A 17,444-nucleotide genomic window follows, 5' to 3' on the forward strand; every position below is an offset into this window, starting at 1 on the left:
CTCACGTGGTCAGTTGAGCTTGATGAGGGCGCCCTTGAGCGTGAGCACGCCCTGTCCGGCGTCGATGGTGATGCCGGTGCTGGTCAGCGACACCGAGCTGAGCACGCGTGCGCCGCCCGGCCCGCGCACGAACAGGTCGATCTTGTTGCGCTTCTCGTCGAGCACGACCTCCAGCCGCTTGTCGCCGGAGGCCAGCCGGACACCCGACTGGGTCATGCCGTCCAGCAGTTCCAGCCGGTTGCCGGAGCGCGAGACCAGGGAACGGCGGTTGACCTTGCCGCGCCTGCCGTCCACCAGCGGCAGGTCGTGCGCCGACGGCTTGTCGACGCCGTTGTAGAGCCCGCCGATCACGTAGGGCCGGTCCAGGCTGCCCTGCTCGAACCCGACCAGCACCTCGTCGTTGACCTCCGGGCTGAACACCCCGCCGCCGCCCGCGCCGCCCCACTGCACGGTGCGCACCCAGTCGGTGACGTACTTGTCGTCCAGCCACGGGAACTTCAGCCGCACCCAGCCGCGCTGACCGCCGGCCTCCTTGATGTCGGTGACGATGCCGGTGGCCAGGCCGGGCATGCGCGGGCCGCGGGCCGGCGCGTTGCCTCCCGTGACCAGGCCCGCGAGGGAGCGGTCGTAGGAGGCGCTGACCGTCAGCGTCGTGTGGTAGCCGGTCTCGGGCTCCAGCACGTGCCGCGCCGCGGTCACGGTGTAGGCGCCGTCGAAGTCCTGACCGGAGTTGGTCAGCGTCACCGGGTCGCCGGCGCGGAGCTTGGGGTTGCCGGTGACGACGGCCTCCAGCTCGCCGAATCCCGCGCTGGTGGACGCCTCCAGCGAGCGTGCCGCGCGGGTCGCCTCGGCCTGCGTGGCGTACGGCGCGTCGGTGACCAGCAGGGGCGCCTTGGTGCGGAAGGCGATGTTGGCCTCACTCGCCTTCAGGCCAGGCTTGACGGTCTTGCTGGCGGTGTTGGGCCGCACCGCGACCAGCGCCTTCTTGGTGGCCACGTCCCAGCTGCGCACCTCGACGCCGTTGGCCTGGTCCGCGGTGGTCAGCACGGCGCGCAGCGCGACGGTGTTCTCGCCGAACTCCAGCACGTGCGGGTCGTTCGTCCTCTTCGGCGCGGGTGCCTTGCTCGCCGGCTTGAGCTTGACGAACTCCAGCCGTCCCGCCTCGTCGATCCGGACGACGGCGTCGTGCTCCTGGGCGAGCATCTGCAGGAAGTCCCAGTCCGACACACCCGCCTGGCTCAGGTGCCGGTAGGTGACGCCCGCGACGTCGAGCCGGCCCGCCGTCAGCCCGGCGCCCGTGGCGACCTTCCGCACGACGGCCGCCGCCGACATGTTGCGGAACGCCTGGACCTTGCGGCCCCGCATCAGGCGGTGCGCGCGGCTCATCGCCCGGATCACGGTGTACGAGCCGGTGCCGTCGCGGTCCAGCTCCAGCGCGGTGACCTCGCCGGTGAACACCTGCTCGGTGGTGGTGACGCTCGAGGCCGCCAGCGACACCGTGAGATCGGTGCCGATCGTGATGTGCGTCTTCTTGAGCAGCTCGTTCTTCTCGTCGGAGTACGTCAGCACGGCGCAGTCGGGCAGGCCGACGTTCTCGTCCACCACGCAACGGACCAGCTGATCGGCCTCGCCGATCAGCGGGATGCCGTTCGCGCGCACCAGCGCGCTCGCGGCGATGTTGTCGCCCTCCACGTCCGGCCCGGTCATCGGTCCTCCCCTGTCTCTCCCGCCACGCCCGGTACCAGCAGCTCCGTGCCGGGGACCAGGACCATGGGGTCGTCGATGTCGTTGGCTTCCGCGATCACCCGCCAGGCGGTCGCGTCGCCGTACTCGCTCCACGCCAGCTGCGGCAGGCTGTCCCCGGCGACCACCTGGTGCGTTCGCCGGGCCTCGCGCGAACCGGACGTCGGGTTCTGGCCGGGTGTGCCCGCCCCCGCCTCCTCGATCGCCAGCGAGCAGGTGGCGCGCAGTGGTGTGCCGTCCACGTCGAACAGCGAGTAGTCCACCGACAGGCTGGACAGCACGCCGTCGAAGGTCACCGACTTGGCGGTGCCCCACTCGAAGCGGACCCACGGGCTCGCGGGCTTCTTCTTGCGCAGACTGGCTTTCGTCGGCACGCAGGCGGTCATCAGCTTCTCCACCCGCTCCTCCACCGAGTTGTCGTGCTCGGCGGTCGCGTCGAGGAACACGTCCACGTTCAGCGATCGCGGCCCGCTGCCGACGAACTCCGGCAGCGACGCCTGGCCCGCCATCCGCGCCGGCTTCCGCCGCCACTCGACGCTCTTGCTCAGCGCCAGCTTGCTGGGGTTGAACTGGAACTTGACCGTGGCCAACCGCGCCCCCGGCTTGGCACCGCTCTTGGTGGGCGGTTCCATGATCACCAGCTGGGCCTTGACCAGGCCGGAGCCGAAGTACGCCGCCGCGGCCTTGCCCGCCTTGGCGACACCGGCCTGGAACTTCGACGCCACTCGTCCGCCCTCCTCCGGCTTCCGCCCGCTCAGTCGTCGCCGGACGCCTGGAGGCCCTCGTGGGCGAACTCCAGCGTCTCCACGGCGGCCTGGGACTGGTTCGGGTCGAAACTGGGGCCCTGCCAGCGAACCGGGATGATGCCCATCACCTGCCAGCTGACGATCGGGGTCAGGTCCGGGGCCAGCGCGACGATCTCGCCGTCCTCGCGGTCGGCCTCCTTGATGACCTCGTTGAACCACTTGAGGACCTTGGCCGAGTCGCCGGTCACCGGGCGGGTCATGGTGATGTTGGACCAGGTGATGCGCGAGGGCAGGCTCCAGGTGAACCCGTTGTTGCCGCCCTCGGCGTACTGCTCGACCTCCACCTGCGCGCCGAGGCCGTCACAGGTGTGGAACATGCCGAGGTCGTCGTCGGCGATGGTCAACCGGAAGAAGACGCTGCTGGCGAACACGTCGTCGCTGTCGCTCATGGGGTGCTCCTTGGTCAGGCGGCCGGCTAGCGGCGGCGGTCGTGCAGTCGGCCGGTGCGTTCGCGCCCCTCGCGCAGTTCCGCGCGCAGCAACCTGCCGAGCGGGTCGAGCAACCTGCGGGCCAGCTCCTCGAGGTCCAAGGGCTTGCCGTCGTCGCCGCGTTCCCCGGTCAGGGGCCGGCCGGCGGTCCCGGGCTGGCCGGCGGCGGTCCCGGGCCGGCCGGCGGCCCGGGGTGCGGGTTTGTGCGGCGGCTCTGACACACCCGCGTCCCGCCGCTGGACCGCAACCTGCTTGACACCCGGTTGTGCCGGGGTCCGCACGCCGCCTAGGGCCTGCGGCGCGCCGTTCGGGTGCGGGTGTGCGATCGGCGGGAGCTTCTGACCGCTGTCGAGAGGCCGGGGCGGGGTCGGGTGCACCACCGGTGTCGCGCCGGTCTCCCGCCGGGGCGAGGCGTCGGTGCGCCGCTGGACGCGCACGGCCGGACCCGCGGCAGGAGCGGTGACAGGCCGCGCGCTCACCGGCGCTGACACCGGCTGCGGCCTCGACGCCGCGTTCGCCACCGCTGCCTGTGCAGAGGCCGAATGCGGTGCTGGGGCTGAAGTGGAGGCCCAGGTCGACGCCGGCGTCGAGGTCGCTGCCAGTGCCGAGGTCGACGCCGGTGCCGGTGCCGGTGCCGAAGTCCAGGTCGAGGTCGGCGCAGAAGTCCGGCCGCTCGTTCCCGCCGTGCTCCGCTGCACCGCATCGAACCGCGAAGACCTCCGCCGACCGACCGCCGGCGATGTCAGGCGAGCGTCGGCCGGTCCGCGCGCAGAAGGTTCGCGGCCCGTGGCAGCCGATCCGTTCACCACCGGTGCCGCCGCGTTCCGGCCGCCGAACCACCGCGCCCTGGGGGCCGCCTGGCCTGGACTCTCCGAGGACCGCACGTCACCTCCCGCCGGAGCACCGGCCCGCGGATCGGCCGGGCGTCGCGTCGTCGGCGCGGACTCCAGGCCGGTGGGCTCGTGCCGCGCGCCCGGCCACTGCGGGCGGACCACCGGCCGCGCCGCCGCGTGCCGCACCGGCTGGGGCAGACCTGTGCCGGTGTTGGTGGTGAGGGGTCGTTCGGGGATCAGCGGCAGCACGCGCGGACGGGACGCCTCGCCCCGCGGCGTCGCCCGACCGCGCTCAGGCGCGTCGCGCCGCTCTGGAGCGCGGTGCGTCAACGGGGTCGAGGACACCGACCGCTGGACAGTGGTCTCCCCCGGCGACTGGAGCCGGGTCACCGGCACCACCGGCAACCGGCCAGACGCCGGTGCGGTCGCGTGGCCGGGCCGCCCCACCGCAGGCGTCATGCCGCCGATCGCGCGCCGCACCGGGCGGTTCGTCCCCAACGGGGACACCACCTCCGAACCCGGCGGTGAGCTCGGCGCGGCACCGTCGCGCCGCACCGGCGCGCCCGCCGGGGACACCTCGTGCCCGGTCTCGGACACCCCACCACGAGACGGAGACCGCCGCGCCGCGGACCCGTCGAGCGGGGGCGGAGGTTGCCGCACGTTCGCGTGGACCACGGGGGTCGCCGGCCCGCGGTCTGCCGACCGCTGCACCGCCGGGACGTCTTGGCCCCGCGCCGCCGGTCCGCCCACGGGACTGGCCGACAGACCGGCAGGCGCAACGTTCGACGGACCACTCGCCGAAACACCAGCCGGAACGTTCGACGGACCACTCGCTGGACCACTCGACGGAACGGTCGCCGGACCGCTCAACGGAACGCTCGACCGCGGCGCGTTCGCACCGGCGGACGGAGCCGCCGGCGCGGTGCTCGGCGATGCCGCCGACCGGCGTGCCCCCGCCTTGTCCGCGGCAGCCGCGGTAATGGGCAGTTCCGGGAGCGGCTCACCGATCCTGGTGCCCCGCTTGGACCGAACAGGCCCGTCGGGCGTCGGCGCCGCGCTGCGCCGCACCACCGGTGGTCCGCCCGCCGGTGGCACAGCCGATCGCACCACGGGCGCCCGCTCACCGCCTGCCGGCCGCGCCGCCGGAGGGCCCGCACCGGCCGTCGGCGGCATCGCCGTCAACGGCTCCCCGAGCACCGGTGCGGACCGCTGCACGACGGCGGCTGATCCCGGCCGTTCCCCCGCTGCGGCCGTCTCCGCGGCGACGACCTCGGGGGACCTGGCCCCGACCACGGACAGCGGCCGGGCGGGCGGCAACGAAGGCCTGGCGACCGTCAACGGGGGCCGGACCTGTCGCAGCTGGACCGCCCCGGTGGCGTCCACGCCCGAGGGCGCCGGGACACCCGACGGCCCGACACCCGACGCCGCCGCGGCACCGGCGGGCGCACCAGCACCCGACGACGTCGCACCCGCCGCGCCGGCAGTCTCACCACCGCCGGAGCGCTTCGGGCCCTTCCCCGCCCCGACAACGGCGGAGGGCTTCGACCCGGACCCCACCGCGCCGGAGCGCTGCGGCACGGCGGCCGCCACGCTCCTCCGCACCACCGGCGGGACACCGGAGTCCTCCGGTCCGGCCGCGTCGCCGGGCAGCCCCGGTCGTGTGGACCCGGCGGTTTCCCGAGGCCACGCCACCAGCAGCGGCCCGCCGCCCGAGTAGCGCGACCGCTCCGACACCTCCGGCCCGGTCACCCCGCCGATCAAGCCGGACGGGGCGCTCACGCTGACCGAGTGCCCCATCTCGCCGCCGAGCCGGGGGTCCTGCCACGAGGGCAGTCCATCCCGGAACCGCAGGCCGTCCCCGACCGCGACGCTGCTGCGCTGGACCACCCCGCCCAGTGGCGGGAGAGCACGCCACCCGCCGTCCCACGCCGGGGCGGCCGGAGCGGTGACCTGTGCGGGCGCGGGCTCCTCCGCGGGCTGGGTTCCGCGCCGCCATCGATCCCAGAAGCCCATCGGGTCACCTCCCCTCGTTCACCCTCGTGTTGATGCGCGCGATCTCGCGGACCCAGCTCTGGCGCTCGTGGTGCGCCAGGTCGAGGATCTCCTCGCGCGGCCAGTGGAAGTGGTAGGCCACGTACGCGACCTCTTCGAGCAGCCGATCGGCCGCGTACGTCACGATTCCCCCAGGCGGCCACCGGCGAGGTCGACCTCGAACGCGGATCCGCACGACGGGCAGGACACACCGGCCCTGGTGTGGCCCTCGCTGTTGATCCGCCGGTAGAAGTCCTGGAGGAAGGCGATGTCGGTGGCGTACATCTGTTCCACCACCCCGGCGTGGACCTCGCGGACCGTGCCGAGCTGCGTGATGACCTGGCTGAGCAGCACCACGCTGAGGTAGCCGGGGTTCTCCTTGACCCGCAGGTCGATCTGGGGCCGCAGCTCGTCGCGCGCCGTGGCCAGGCGCATCCGGCCGTGCCGGTGCACCACGCCGTCGGGGTCCACGTAACCCCGCGGCAGTTCGAAGTCGAACTCCGTGCGCAAGCCGCCGCGCGCGCTCGGCGCGGCCGACCGCTCCGGTTCGGTCCTGGGCTCGGCCAGCTCGTCCAGCTGGTCGAGCGCGATCGTCCGCCGCCTCATTCGACCGTGATCTCCTCGAACACGAGGGTCACCTTCTCGGTGGCGGCGCTGGACTCCCCGGCCTTGAACGAGGGGCCCTCCCACTTGCTGGCCCACGCGCGGTAGAGCGTCATGCGGCGGACCGTGGTGCCCTCGGTGTCCTTGACCTCGATGGTGATGTCCTGCCGGGCCGCGGTGACCGCACCCTTCTCCAGGGTTTCCTTGAGCCACTTGGTGAACGTCTCGCTCTGGTCCAGCCCCCTGGTGAGCGTCACCTCACCGCCCTTCTGCGCGCCGGGCTGCTTGCGCAGCACCGGTTTGCCGGTCGGGGTGACCTGGGAGACCTCGACGACGTCCTCCTCGACGGTCAGCCCGCTGACCTCCTGGAGGGACTCGACGGTGAACCCGCCGAGCTGAACGCCGAAGATGTGAGTGGAAAGAGCATCGCCCTCTGCCATGGGTGGTGCCGCCTTTCTGGTTCACGCGCCCGCGCGGGACGGCTCATTCGCTGACGAGACTGGTGCTGTCGGAGAACTGCGACAGCTGGAAGATCACGAACTCGGCGGGCTTGACCGGCGCCACGCCGATCTCGCACACGACCTGGCCGAGGTCGATCGACTCCTGCGGGTTGTTCTCGCGGTCGCACTTGACGTAGAAGGCTTCCGCCGGGGTGCGGCCGAACAGGGCGCCCCTGCGCCACTGCTCGGTGAGGAAGCCGGTGATGTTGCGCCGGATGCTGGCCCACAGGCGGTCGTCGTTGGGCTCGAAGACCACCCACTGGGTGCCCAGCAGGATCGACTCCTCCAGGTAGTTGAACAGCCGGCGCACGTTGAGGTAGCGCCACGCCGGGTCGGAGGACAGCGTGCGGGCGCCCCACACGCGGATGCCGCGGCCGGGGAACGAGCGCACGCAGTTGACGCCGATCGGGTTGAGCAGGTCCTGCTCGCTCTTGCTGACGTTGAGCTCCAGGTCCACCACGCCGCGGATGACCTCGTTGGCGGGCGCCTTGTGCACGCCGCGCTCGTTGTCGTTGCGGCTCCACACACCCGCGATGTGCCCGGCGGGCGGCACGAGCGTGTTGCGGCCCTTGAGCGGGTCGAAGACCTTGATCCACGGGTAGTACAGCACCGCGTACTTGGAGTCGTAGTTGGCCTCGTCCAGGCGCCAGGTGCGGATCTTCTGGGCGTTCATCCCCGGTGGCGGGTCGAGCAGCGCCACCCGGTCGCCCATCTGCTCGCAGTGCGAGATCATCGCCAGCTGGACGGCCTTGACGCCCTCCAGGTCGATCAGGCCGCGTTTGTAGGCGCTCATCAGGTCCGGCGCCACCACCATGGTGACCTCGTCGACGCTCTCCAGCCCGCCCATGCCGGTGCGCGCGTCCGGGTCGCCGAGGTACTCCTGGGCGTCCAGCCTGGCCACCGCCTTCGACGGGGCGGCAGCGGTCGGCAGCGCCACCTGCTGCTTGTCCGGGCGCGCCAGCGCGCCGTTGGCCCGCTCGGTGATGCTGATCAGCTTGGACCGCTCGGACACCTGCGTCACGACGTAGTTCTTGACGTTCTTCTTCGTGGAGACGTCGTAGGTCTCCACGACCTTGCCGCCCTGCTTGACCAGCAACTTGAACCGGTCCTCCGGCGGGTTCTCGCCGTCGGCGTCGGTCACCTCGACCGCGATGTCGCCGCCCGCGCCGGGCAGGGCCGAGACGTGCAGGCCGCCCAGCTCGGCGGGCGCGGGCGCGGCCGGCTCGGCGTCTGCGTCCGCCTGGGCACCGCCGACGCGCACCACGTACGCCGCGCCGCCGCCGTTGGCGAAGTAGCCGTACACGGCGTGCGGCAGGTAGGCGTCCTCGACGAATCCGCCGAACAGCTGGACGTACTGGTTCCAGTTCGCCACGAGGGTCGGCCGGTGGAAGGGTCCCTGCTCGGCGAAGCCGACGAAGGCGGCCACCGCCGTGCCGACGCCTTCGATCGGCCGCGCGCCTGACTGGACCTCCTCCACGTAGACGCCCGGTGAGAGGTACTGCGGCATGGTCGCTCCCCTGTCTTCTTCCGCTCCGGCAACTGCTCCGCTCTGGCACTTCACAGCCTGCTGCGAGCGCGCGGGCGAGGGCAGGGTCGGCGGACCACGACCGAGGGCAGTGCCGTTGCCCGAAGGGACATGTGCGGTCCGGGCACACCGAAACGCCCCGGCGCGGTGGGCGCCGGGGCGGTCATGGGCGAGAAAGCGAACCGGTTACCGCGAAGATCACTCGTCCTGCGGCCGCAGGCTCACCGTGCGACGGCCGCCGCTGGCGCTGGTCTGCAGGCCCTCCGGGCGCAGGAACCGCCGCAACCAGCTGTCGATGGTGTCGATGAGCGAGTCGAAGTCGTCCGGCAGCTGGTTGTCGTACATGGTCAGCACCTCCTGGGCCAGGCCGGTGGCCAGTACGTTGCGGACCGCGCCGGCCTGGGCATCATGAGAGTCGTAGGTGCTGGACCTCTCATCGTCTCCGGTGATCGGGATGTCGACGTCGAACGAGTCTATGACGGACTGGATGAACGTCCGCGCGTCGCCGGCGGCCACGCTGTCCAGCGTGGCCCGCACCCGCGTCCACACCCGCCGGTCCTGGTTCTGCGTCGACGAACCCTGCTGAGCCCTGGCGCCGACCTGGTCGATCAGCTCCTGGTCGTCGGTGTACGCGTTCATCATGGCCGCGAGCTGCTGCCTGACCCGGTTGATCGACTCGTTGGCGATGGCGTCACCGGCCCACAGGTTGTACGGGTTGTTCGACAGCATGCCCAGTACCCTGGCGACGGTCGAGCTCAGGTTGTCCCGCAGCTGCTCCGACGTCGTGCTGCTGGCCTGGGAGGAACCATGCTCGGACGTCACCTCGGCATCATCGATGTCCATCTCGCTGCCAGCTGGCGACGGCACGGCGGCGGGTGGGGCATCGGTCATGGCGACGTTGCTGGACTGGCTGCTCGCCGCGTCGCCGTTCTCGCTGCCGTGCGAGCTGGCCGCCTCGGCCTCGTCGAGCTCCGCCCAGGTGGCGGCCGAGCCCAGGGTGGCGAGGAGCGTCCGCATCCGCTCTCTGATGTTCTCGCCGGGGGCCAGCGCGGCGTTGAAGGCGTTGCGGAACGCACCGCGCATGGTGTGCCAGGCGATGATGTGCCGGCGGTCCTCGTCGTAGCCGGTGACGATCTGGTTGGCCCTGGCGTCCCAGCCGGGGCGGCCGCCGACGGTGATCTCCGCGCCCGTGCCCTCGTCGGTCGTGACCCGGTTGGTCACGACCTCGACGTCACCGCTGGAGTTGCTGCGCCTGCGCACCAGCCACTCCATCAGGGCCGTGCTGAACGGCTGGAGGACCGCGTCGCCCAAGAAGTGGCCGGAGTCGATCGTCTCCCTCAGGTCGTCCGTGGCGGCGGCGAGGGCGTCGCCCCCGTGAGGCAACAAGAAGACGTCGTACTGGCTGTACGCCATGCGGACCACGTCGCCGCGGAGCAGCTGGTCCCAGGTGATCGTGGCGAGCCCCGTCCCGTCCCCCCGGTCCACCAGCCGCGGGTCGGTGGCCCTGCTGACGTTCAGCGCCTGCCTCCGGGTGCTCGGACCGCTGCCGCCGGGCAGCGCCACCGGCACGACCAGCGGCATGGACAGCAACCTGGTCATGATCTGGGTGACCGCGGCGGAGTCCAGGCCCGGCTGGACGTCCGCGATCCTGGCCTGCTGGACCGGCATGCCGCCGCCGTGGTGATGGTGCCCGGACACGGACCCGCCGCCGTGCCGCGGCGGCTCGCTGCGCAGTGCCCGGGTGGCGTTGGCCTCTGCCTCCTGCTCATGCCGGTCGGACGGGTCGCTCATCCGCATCCCGTTGCCCTGATCGGTGCCCTCGACCCGCCCCTCTGCCTGCTGCCGCACGTGGTCGAACTCGTGCAGCAGCGTCTTCCAGTCGTTCCCGTCGCGGCCGAGCACCACGTGCCGGCCCGTGGTGTAGGCGCGAGCGCCGATCTCCTCCGTCGAGCGCTCCGCGGCAGGACCGGTGTGCAGGCGCACCCCGGACAGGTCCACGCCCAGCCGCGCCTCTGCCTCGGACCGCACGTGGTCGGGCACCGGCTTGCCGGAGCCGCTCAGCGCGTCCCGCACGCTCGCCCGCTGCACCTCGGCCTGCTCCGCCCCTGCCTCGTCGAGCACCGACTGGACGAGGTGGGCGGTGGTCGTGTTGCCGACGAGGCGCTGCAGCCTCAGCACCTCATCCGTGCCGCGCTCGGCCCCCTTCGGAATCTGCGGAGGCTGTGCCCGGTGGCAGGCCCTGTCCTCGTGCTCGTGCTCGTGCTTGTGCATCAACGCCTCCCGCGTCGGAAAGAGCCGGTCACCGCGTCATCCCGAACCACGACCCGAACTCGCTCTCCAGCACGAGCCGGCCGAGCTTGCGGTACTCCTGGTGCACCGCCGTCATGACGTCGGTCATGGCTACCGGGCGGTCGGCGGCGGCGGCCAGGTAGGCCGCGGTCACCGCGCACGCCCTGATCGACCCGCCGGCGAGCTCGAAGCGCTCCGCGCAGAACGCCAGGTCCAGATCGCCGGCACGAGGCAACGCGGGGCCCAGGCAGCGGTCCCACAGCGCCAGTCGCTGCTCCGCGTCGGGCACCGGGAAGTCCGCGATCACGTCGATCCGCCGGGTGAAGGCTTCGTCCACGTTGGACCGCAGGTTGGTGGTCAGCACCGCGATGCCGTCGAAGGACTCCATGCGCTGCAACAGGTAGGCCGACTCGACGTTGGCGTACCGGTCGTGCGCGCTCTGCACTTCCGACCGCTTGCCGAACACGGCGTCGGCCTCGTCGAACAGCAGGACCCCGTGCACGCCCGCGGCCTCGGTGAAGATCCGCTCCAGGTTCTTCTCCGTCTCGCCGACGTACTTGTCCACCACCGTGGACAGGTCCACCACGTACAGGTCCATGCCGATCTCGGCCGCCACGACCTCGGCGGACATGGTCTTGCCGGTGCCCGACTCACCCGCGAACAAAGCCACCACGCCCCGCCCGCGGCCACCGCCGGGGCGCATCCGCCACTCCCCCAGCACGCGCTCGCGATGCCGCGCCCGCACGACCAGCTCGGCGAGCTGGTTCCTGGTCTGCTCGGGCAGCACCACGTCGTCCCAGCCGACGGCCGGCACGATCCTCCTGGTCAGGCGGTCCAGCCCGGCCCCGTTCTGCGCCCGCACCCCGGCGCGCACGTGGCGCAGCCCGATCGGCTCGCCCTCCACGGTGGCCAGGTGGCCTGCCACGGCCACCACCCGGTCGATCTCCTCGGAGCCGAGCCGGTAACCGGCCAGGCCCGGCAGGAACGCGGGTTCGCCGCCCAGCGCACGCGTCCACCACGAGGCCCGCTCCGCGAGTGGCGGCGACGCCACCGGCACCGACAGCACCGGCCGCGCGGTCCACCTCGGGTCCCAGTGCTGCCTGCTGTGCAGGACCACCGGCACGTCACCCGCCAGCGCGACCAGCTCGCGCAGGACTCGCGTGCGCTCGGGCACCAGGAACTCCAGCGGGCCGAGCACGACGCCCGCGCCGCGCAGCCGGGCCTCGCGGACCACCGCGGCCAGGTCGGGGTGCTCCCGGTCGGCCAGCGCCGCCACGTCGAGCACCACCGCGCCCCGACCGGCCGCGGCCAGCGCGGCGACCGCCGTCGGGCCCACGTCGCCGCCGGCGTCGCGCAGGTGCACCGGGGTCACCCCGGAGCGCAGCCCTGCGCCGAGGCGACTGGGCAGCTCCGCCGCAGGTGCACCGGTCCGGGGCGCGATGCGCGCGAGCCCCGCGACCACCGGGTCTGGCACGTCGTCGCCGAGCAGGTGGGCCACCACCCGGTCAGGCACGCGCAGCGCCTGGGACAGCGCGGGCGTGGCCGGGTCGTGCACCTCCACCAGACCTCCCGCGACCAGAGGCGCTGTGGCGGTGAAGCGGAACCGCCCCGGACCCGCCAGGGGCACCCCGCACAACTGGAGCGCCAGGCCCACCGTCGCCCGGCGGCGCGTGACGTCGTCGTTGAGGTAGCCGTAAAGCCGCTCGAAGCGCGGGTCCACGTCGGGGGCCATGGCGACGAGCAGGAACTCCAGGTCGACCGGTGTCAGGCCGAAGTCGGCGGCCAGCCGGAGGAGCCGGGGCCCGGGGTCGGGCACGAGCGCGGCCAAGGCGTCCAGCTCGGGGTTGGGCTCGGGGACCTGGAGCTGCGGTTGCCGGGGTGCGGCCAGCACGTCCTGGACCGCCTCGGGGGTTAGGTACAGACCGCGGTAGGGATCGTCCGGCGCGGGATCGACGGCGCGGCGCGCCGCGACCGCCTGCCGCACCCGCCACTCGACCGCGCCCAGCCGTGCCCACAGGTAGACCAGGTCGGCGCTTTCCGGGGACACCGCCGTCCCCGCGTCCTGCCGCACGGCCACGCCGGTCATCGGATCGCCCCTCCGCGTCGCCGCCGCGGACCCGGTACCGGCTTGGGCCTGGTCGCCGCGAAGCCGTCGCCGTCGGCGGTGGCCGGCCCCTCGTAGCGCAACCGGCGTGAGCGCTCGCCGGACTGCGCCGCCGTCTCCAGCACCACGCCCTCGGTGACCGGCGGTCCGGCCTGGGTCCACTCGCCCGCCAACGGCGCGATGACCTTCAGGTCGATGGACGGCTTCAGCTCGCCGCCCAGCGCCGACCACATCTCCGAGGTCGCCCGCCCGTCCGGCGGCTGGGCCGAGTTCAGGACGACCCCCAGGCCCAGCTCCGCCAGCGTCCCGGTCAGCCACTCGTTGGCCATCCGCTCGACGCGCACCAGAGATGCCAGCACCTCCGACAGCAGCCGGTGCTCGTCCTGCGGCCTGTTGGTCCACGCCGTGACCAGGTAGGCCAGTTCGAACCACCGCGCGGGGCCGCGCCAGCCGATCAGCACGCCCTCGTCGTCGTAGCTCTCGACGCCACCCGCGTGGCGGCGCATCACGTCCTCGCGGATGTCGTGCAGGAACACGTTGACAGTCGGGGCGTTGCGCCGCGCGGCCCAGTCCTTGGTCGGCGCGTCGAACGACAGCTCACCCCCGCCGCCGGGCACACCGGCGGCGGTCAGCATCCGCCGGATAGCCTCGTCCACCTCGTGGATCACGGGCACCTCCTCCTCGTCGCCGGGTTCATCTGCGCGCCACCATGTCCGGTGGCCCGATGGACCCCGCCACGACCAGGAACGGCGTGGTGACGGGGCGGAAGCCGGGGCCGGTCGCGGTGATCGTGCGAGGCCCGGTCTGGTCCTTGGTCAGGATCAGCAGTTGCGCGGTGAACCGGCCGTCCGCGCGCGGGAGCGTCGGCGCGGCGGAGGCGGTGATGCCGGGCGTCCAGGTCAGCCGGACCGGGACGCCGGGCGGGAAGTCCACGCCGCGCACCGACGTGACGAACCCCGGCTCGCCGATCGGCGGCACGGCCACGATCCTCGGCTGGAGCACCGTCATCGGTGCGGCCGCGGTGTTGTCGTCCGGGGTTGCGTCGGTGCCGGTGGTCCGCAGCACGCCGCGCACCTCGGTCCGCACCGCCGCGGTGGGCGCGAGCACCACCTGCACGACCTGGGTGGTGCCCACCGGGAGGTCGGGCAGCACGCAGCTGGTCGGCGCGCATCCCGGCGGCAGTGCCGCGACCGGCACCTGTGCGGGCAGCAGGAAGTCCAGCCGCAGCCCGGTCGCCAGGGAACCGCCGGCGTTGCGCACGGTGTAGGTCACCACCGCCCGGCCGCCCACGTAGGACGGGTTGGGCTGCACCGTGACTGCCAGCGCGGGGCCGGCCGGCGAAACGGGCGGGGGCGGGGGCAGCACGGTCGGTGTGGTCGTGGTGGTGGTGGTGGTGGTGGTGGTGGTGGGCAGCTCGCCGACGGTCAGCACGGTGTTGTCCGCGTTGTCCGACGGCAGTGCGTCGAGCACCGCGCCGGCCACCGACCAGTCCAGCCGGTGCGCCCCCGGTACCACGCCCACCACGTCGGCCACGACCTCGACCGACGTGCCCGCGGCCACCACGCCGAGGTCGCACCGCAGCTCCTCGGCCGCGCACGTTCCGCCCGAGGTGCGCAGCCCGGCCAGCCGCAGCCCGGTGGGCACGGCCACGGTCAACGCGGTGCCCGGCGAGGTCGCCGGACCGCGGTTGAGCACGGTCACCGGGATCGAGGCGGTCCGGTCCACGTCGACCGACGCCGCAGTCGGTGCGTCCACCACGAGGTCGACCGACTGCTGCCAGGTGGGTTCCTTCTGCCTGCCGGGGAGGTGGGTGGCGATCCGGTGCAGGGTCCTGGTGCCGGGGTCGAGCACGGCCAGCTCCTCCGGTGACCGGGCGTCACCGGCCCGCCGGGCGGTCAGCGCGATCCGGCCGTCCGGCGCGTAGGCGGCGTCGCGCGGCTGGAACGGACCGGCCGGGGTGGTCACCGGCGCGGCGCACGAGCCGGCGCCGAGCAACACCTCGCAGCGCAGGCCGGGCAGCCGCACGCGCAGCAGGCCGTCGGACTCGCGGTTGAACACCAGCTCGCCGCCGTCCGGGCTGAACGCCGGGCTGTCATCGGTCACCGGGCAGTCGCTGCCGCACACCAGCGCGCTCAGGTCGCGCTGCTGGTCCAGCGCCCCGGCGCGCGCGGTCCAGATGTGGTTGTCGCGGACCTCGCCGGTGGGTCCGTCGCTGATGATGCCGCGGGTGAACGCGAGCGTGGTCCCGTCGGGCGACCACGCCGGCTGGGTGTCCTCCTGGTCCGAGACCTCGGGCGGAGGTCGCAGCACACCGGCCACGGCGCCCGTGGCGGCTTCGACGACCACGACCCGGCTCTGCCCGCCGTTCGGCCGCACCCCGCCGGGAGAGCGTCGCGCGAAGGCGATGAACCGGCCGTCAGGCGAGAAGCCCGCGTCGAACTCCCAGTCGCCGGGCTGCCGGTCGGCGACGGGCACGCGGCGCGGGTTGCCCCCGTCCGCGTCGACCAGCCACAGGCGCTGCACCCGCAGGCCGCCCTCGTCCTCGAACCGGCTCAGCAGGATCTGCCGCCCGTCCGGCGAGTACGACTGGCGGGTAGCCCACGGGTCGAACCCGGCTCGCGGCCGGAACAGCAGGTTGGGGTCGTTGACCGCCTCGGGGTCCTCGCGCAGCACCGTCACGCCGAGGTCGCGCGGGTCGGAGCCGTCGGGGCGGACGTCTTGGAGGGTGGCGGTGAACCAGGTCGGGGCGCTGGTGCGGGAGACCAGCAGTTTCGGCGGGGAGCCGTCGGCCAGCCAGCTCGGCGAACTCAGGTGCCGGTTCTCGCCCAGCAGCAGGTCCGGCGGTGCGGTGAGCGGCAGGCCCGGGGCCGTGTCGGCGCGGTAGACCTTCACCGCGTTCGGGTCGGCCGGGCAGGTGCAGACCTGGTTCAGGCTCAGGAACAACAGGCGCGAACCGTCGGGCAGCCACGCGGGCCAGTGACCGCGCCACGCGGCCTGGTCGCCGCCCAGCAACGGGGTGCCGACGCCGGTGCCGGTCAGCACCCGCACCTGCGGCACGTCGCCTGTCCACAGCGTGTAGGCGATGCGACCGTCGACCGGGTTCCACGCGGGCTCACCCGCATCGCCGCTCGGCTCGTTCGTCACCCTGGTGACCGCTCCACCCGCCACCGGCATCCGGTAGATCTCCCGGCCGCCGTCGCGGTCGCCGGAGAAGGCGACCTCTGTGCCGTCCGGGGAGAACGCGGGCCACGCCTCGTCCGCGCCGGTGCCGGTCAGCTGCCGCGGCTCGCCGCCGCCCACGCCGACCAGCCACAGGTCGCCGCGCGAGCCGAACACCACAGACCGCAGGTCGGGCGACAACTGCGGGTGCGCCGCGTCGTGGCCCCTGGTCAGCTGGCGCACCCCGCCGCCGGCGTCGCGCAGGTACACCTGCGGTCGGAGTTCGTCGCGCAGGCTGGTGAACACCACCAGGCCGCCGCGCGCGGACACGTGGTCGTCGAAGTGGGTGGGCCCCTCGCCCAGCAGAGGTGTGGTCGGGCCGAGCCGGTCCGGCTGCGGGTCGACCGCGTAGCCGAGGCTGCGGTGCTCGGTGCCCGCGAAGGCGATGCGGCCGGTCACCGGCTCCCCCGGCTGGGCATTCGCCTCCGTCACGCCGGTGATGTCACGCATCACCACGGTCACCCCGCACGCCATCACGACCGCCGCGAGCGCGGCGAGGGTGCGGGTACGCGCCCTTCTGGACAAGGTTCCACCTCCGGTCACGGACCTGTCGCAGGCGATCATCGCCGCGTGCGGCGCACGCCGGGGAGGTCCGGTCGGGCACGATCGGGGACGACCCGTGGGCCGTTCGGGCAAAGAGGGTCCGGGACAGCGCTCAGATGAGGCCGTGGCGCATCACGTAACCCACCGCGTGGGCCCGGTTGCGCAGCTGGAGGCGAGTGGTCACCTCGTGCAGCACGTTCTTCACGGTGCGCTCGGAGAACGACATCCGCGTCGCGATCTCGGCGGTGTCACAGCCCTCGGAGATCAGCCGCAGCATGTCCGCCTCCCGAGTGGTCAAAGTGGACAGTGTCGGTCCGTTCGGGTCGAGCACGCTGCGCTGCAACCGGCCGACGTGGTCCATCAGCCGGCGCACCAGGTCGCCCGGCAGCACCGCCTCGCCCCTGTGCAGTGCGACCGCCGTGGCCACCAGGCGGTCCTGGTCGGCCTCCGCACGGCGGACCACCGCCGCCACCCCGCAGTCGATGGTGGTCTGCAGCGCGTCCTGGTCGAAGCGGCCGACCACGACACCGGTGCGCGTGCCCGACGAGCGCCGCAACCGCCGCAGCAGCGCCGCGGCCGCCTCGTCCACCACGTCCACCACGACCAGCGCCACCGCCGCGCGCTCGCGGTCGCCCTGGTCGAGCACCTCCACCTCCGGACGCGGGCGCAACTGGTGCGTGACACCCGTGCGCAGGACCGGGTCCTCGGCGTACACCGCGACCGGGATCCTCGTCATGACAGCCTCCCCTGGCGAGAACCGGACCGCCTCGGCAGTCCTCGTACCGCAATCCTGCGCACCCGAGCCGGGCGCGGGTGGGCA

14 protein-coding genes are annotated in these 17,444 nt (G+C 73.2%); 1 reads left to right on the forward strand and 13 read right to left on the reverse strand.

Annotated elements, in window-relative coordinates; all coding sequences use genetic code 11:
* Positions 1 to 9 precede the first annotated feature (9 nt).
* From BLQ91_RS34610 to BLQ91_RS34625, 4 genes are read right to left on the reverse strand one after another with little or no spacing between them, the layout of a single operon-like run.
* Positions 10 to 1,707, reverse strand: a complete 1,698-nt coding sequence (locus BLQ91_RS34610; RefSeq protein ID WP_090103934.1) for a VgrG-related protein — start codon at positions 1,705 to 1,707, stop codon at positions 10 to 12.
* A complete protein-coding gene (locus BLQ91_RS34615; protein ID WP_245734098.1) occupies positions 1,704 to 2,468 on the reverse strand; it encodes a CIS tube protein in 765 nt (254 codons plus the stop codon). Before BLQ91_RS34615 ends, BLQ91_RS34610 begins: the two co-directional genes overlap by 4 nt.
* A 29-nt stretch (positions 2,469 to 2,497) precedes the next feature.
* A complete protein-coding gene (locus BLQ91_RS34620) occupies positions 2,498 to 2,938 on the reverse strand; it encodes a phage tail protein (RefSeq protein ID WP_090103935.1) in 441 nt (146 codons plus the stop codon).
* 26 nt (positions 2,939 to 2,964) lie between these two features.
* Positions 2,965 to 3,456, reverse strand: a complete 492-nt coding sequence (locus BLQ91_RS34625; protein ID WP_143022966.1) for a hypothetical protein — start codon at positions 3,454 to 3,456, stop codon at positions 2,965 to 2,967.
* Positions 3,457 to 3,763: 307 nt separating this feature from the next.
* Between BLQ91_RS34625 and BLQ91_RS34630 the strand changes: the two genes are divergently transcribed.
* Positions 3,764 to 5,527, forward strand: coding sequence for a nitrile hydratase subunit beta (locus BLQ91_RS34630; RefSeq protein WP_143022967.1), 1,764 nt, complete (start codon positions 3,764 to 3,766; stop codon positions 5,525 to 5,527).
* Positions 5,528 to 5,827: 300 nt separating this feature from the next.
* On the opposite strand, the gene BLQ91_RS41795 is transcribed toward BLQ91_RS34630, so the two are convergent.
* The 9 genes from BLQ91_RS41795 to BLQ91_RS34670 form a co-directional block, all read right to left on the reverse strand.
* Positions 5,828 to 5,986, reverse strand: coding sequence for a DUF6760 family protein (locus BLQ91_RS41795; protein ID WP_176947121.1), 159 nt, complete (start codon positions 5,984 to 5,986; stop codon positions 5,828 to 5,830).
* Positions 5,983 to 6,447, reverse strand: a complete 465-nt coding sequence (locus tag BLQ91_RS34635; protein WP_090103938.1) for a hypothetical protein — start codon at positions 6,445 to 6,447, stop codon at positions 5,983 to 5,985. The genes BLQ91_RS41795 and BLQ91_RS34635 overlap by 4 nt, the downstream gene beginning before the upstream one ends.
* Positions 6,444 to 6,884 carry a phage tail protein gene (locus tag BLQ91_RS34640; protein ID WP_090103939.1) on the reverse strand — a complete coding sequence of 147 codons (441 nt, stop codon included), beginning with the start codon at positions 6,882 to 6,884 and terminating at the stop codon, positions 6,444 to 6,446. Before BLQ91_RS34640 ends, BLQ91_RS34635 begins: the two co-directional genes overlap by 4 nt.
* A 43-nt stretch (positions 6,885 to 6,927) precedes the next feature.
* Positions 6,928 to 8,451, reverse strand: coding sequence for a phage tail sheath family protein (locus BLQ91_RS34645; RefSeq protein WP_090103940.1), 1,524 nt, complete (start codon positions 8,449 to 8,451; stop codon positions 6,928 to 6,930).
* Between the two features lie 216 nt (positions 8,452 to 8,667).
* Complete coding sequence (locus tag BLQ91_RS34650; RefSeq protein ID WP_090103942.1) at positions 8,668 to 10,740, reverse strand: eCIS core domain-containing protein; 2,073 nt, start codon at positions 10,738 to 10,740, stop codon at positions 8,668 to 8,670.
* A 28-nt stretch (positions 10,741 to 10,768) separates the two neighbouring features.
* Entirely contained in the window at positions 10,769 to 12,844 is a 2,076-nt protein-coding gene (locus BLQ91_RS34655; protein WP_090103944.1) for an ATP-binding protein, read from the reverse strand.
* Positions 12,841 to 13,530, reverse strand: coding sequence for a Pvc16 family protein (locus BLQ91_RS34660; RefSeq protein WP_090104049.1), 690 nt, complete (start codon positions 13,528 to 13,530; stop codon positions 12,841 to 12,843). The genes BLQ91_RS34655 and BLQ91_RS34660 overlap by 4 nt, the downstream gene beginning before the upstream one ends.
* A gap of 25 nt (positions 13,531 to 13,555) precedes the next feature.
* Positions 13,556 to 16,606: a DUF11 domain-containing protein gene (locus tag BLQ91_RS34665; RefSeq protein ID WP_090104050.1), complete on the reverse strand. Its 3,051-nt coding sequence runs from the start codon at positions 16,604 to 16,606 to the stop codon at positions 13,556 to 13,558.
* Between the two features lie 130 nt (positions 16,607 to 16,736).
* The gene (locus BLQ91_RS34670) at positions 16,737 to 17,360 is read right to left on the reverse strand and encodes a response regulator transcription factor (RefSeq protein ID WP_090103946.1); all 624 of its coding nucleotides are present in this window, start codon (positions 17,358 to 17,360) and stop codon (positions 16,737 to 16,739) included.
* Positions 17,361 to 17,444: the final 84 nt, after the last annotated feature.

This window comes from Lentzea jiangxiensis (genome assembly GCF_900104175.1).
Taxonomy (GTDB): Bacteria; Actinomycetota; Actinomycetes; order Mycobacteriales; family Pseudonocardiaceae; genus Lentzea; species Lentzea jiangxiensis.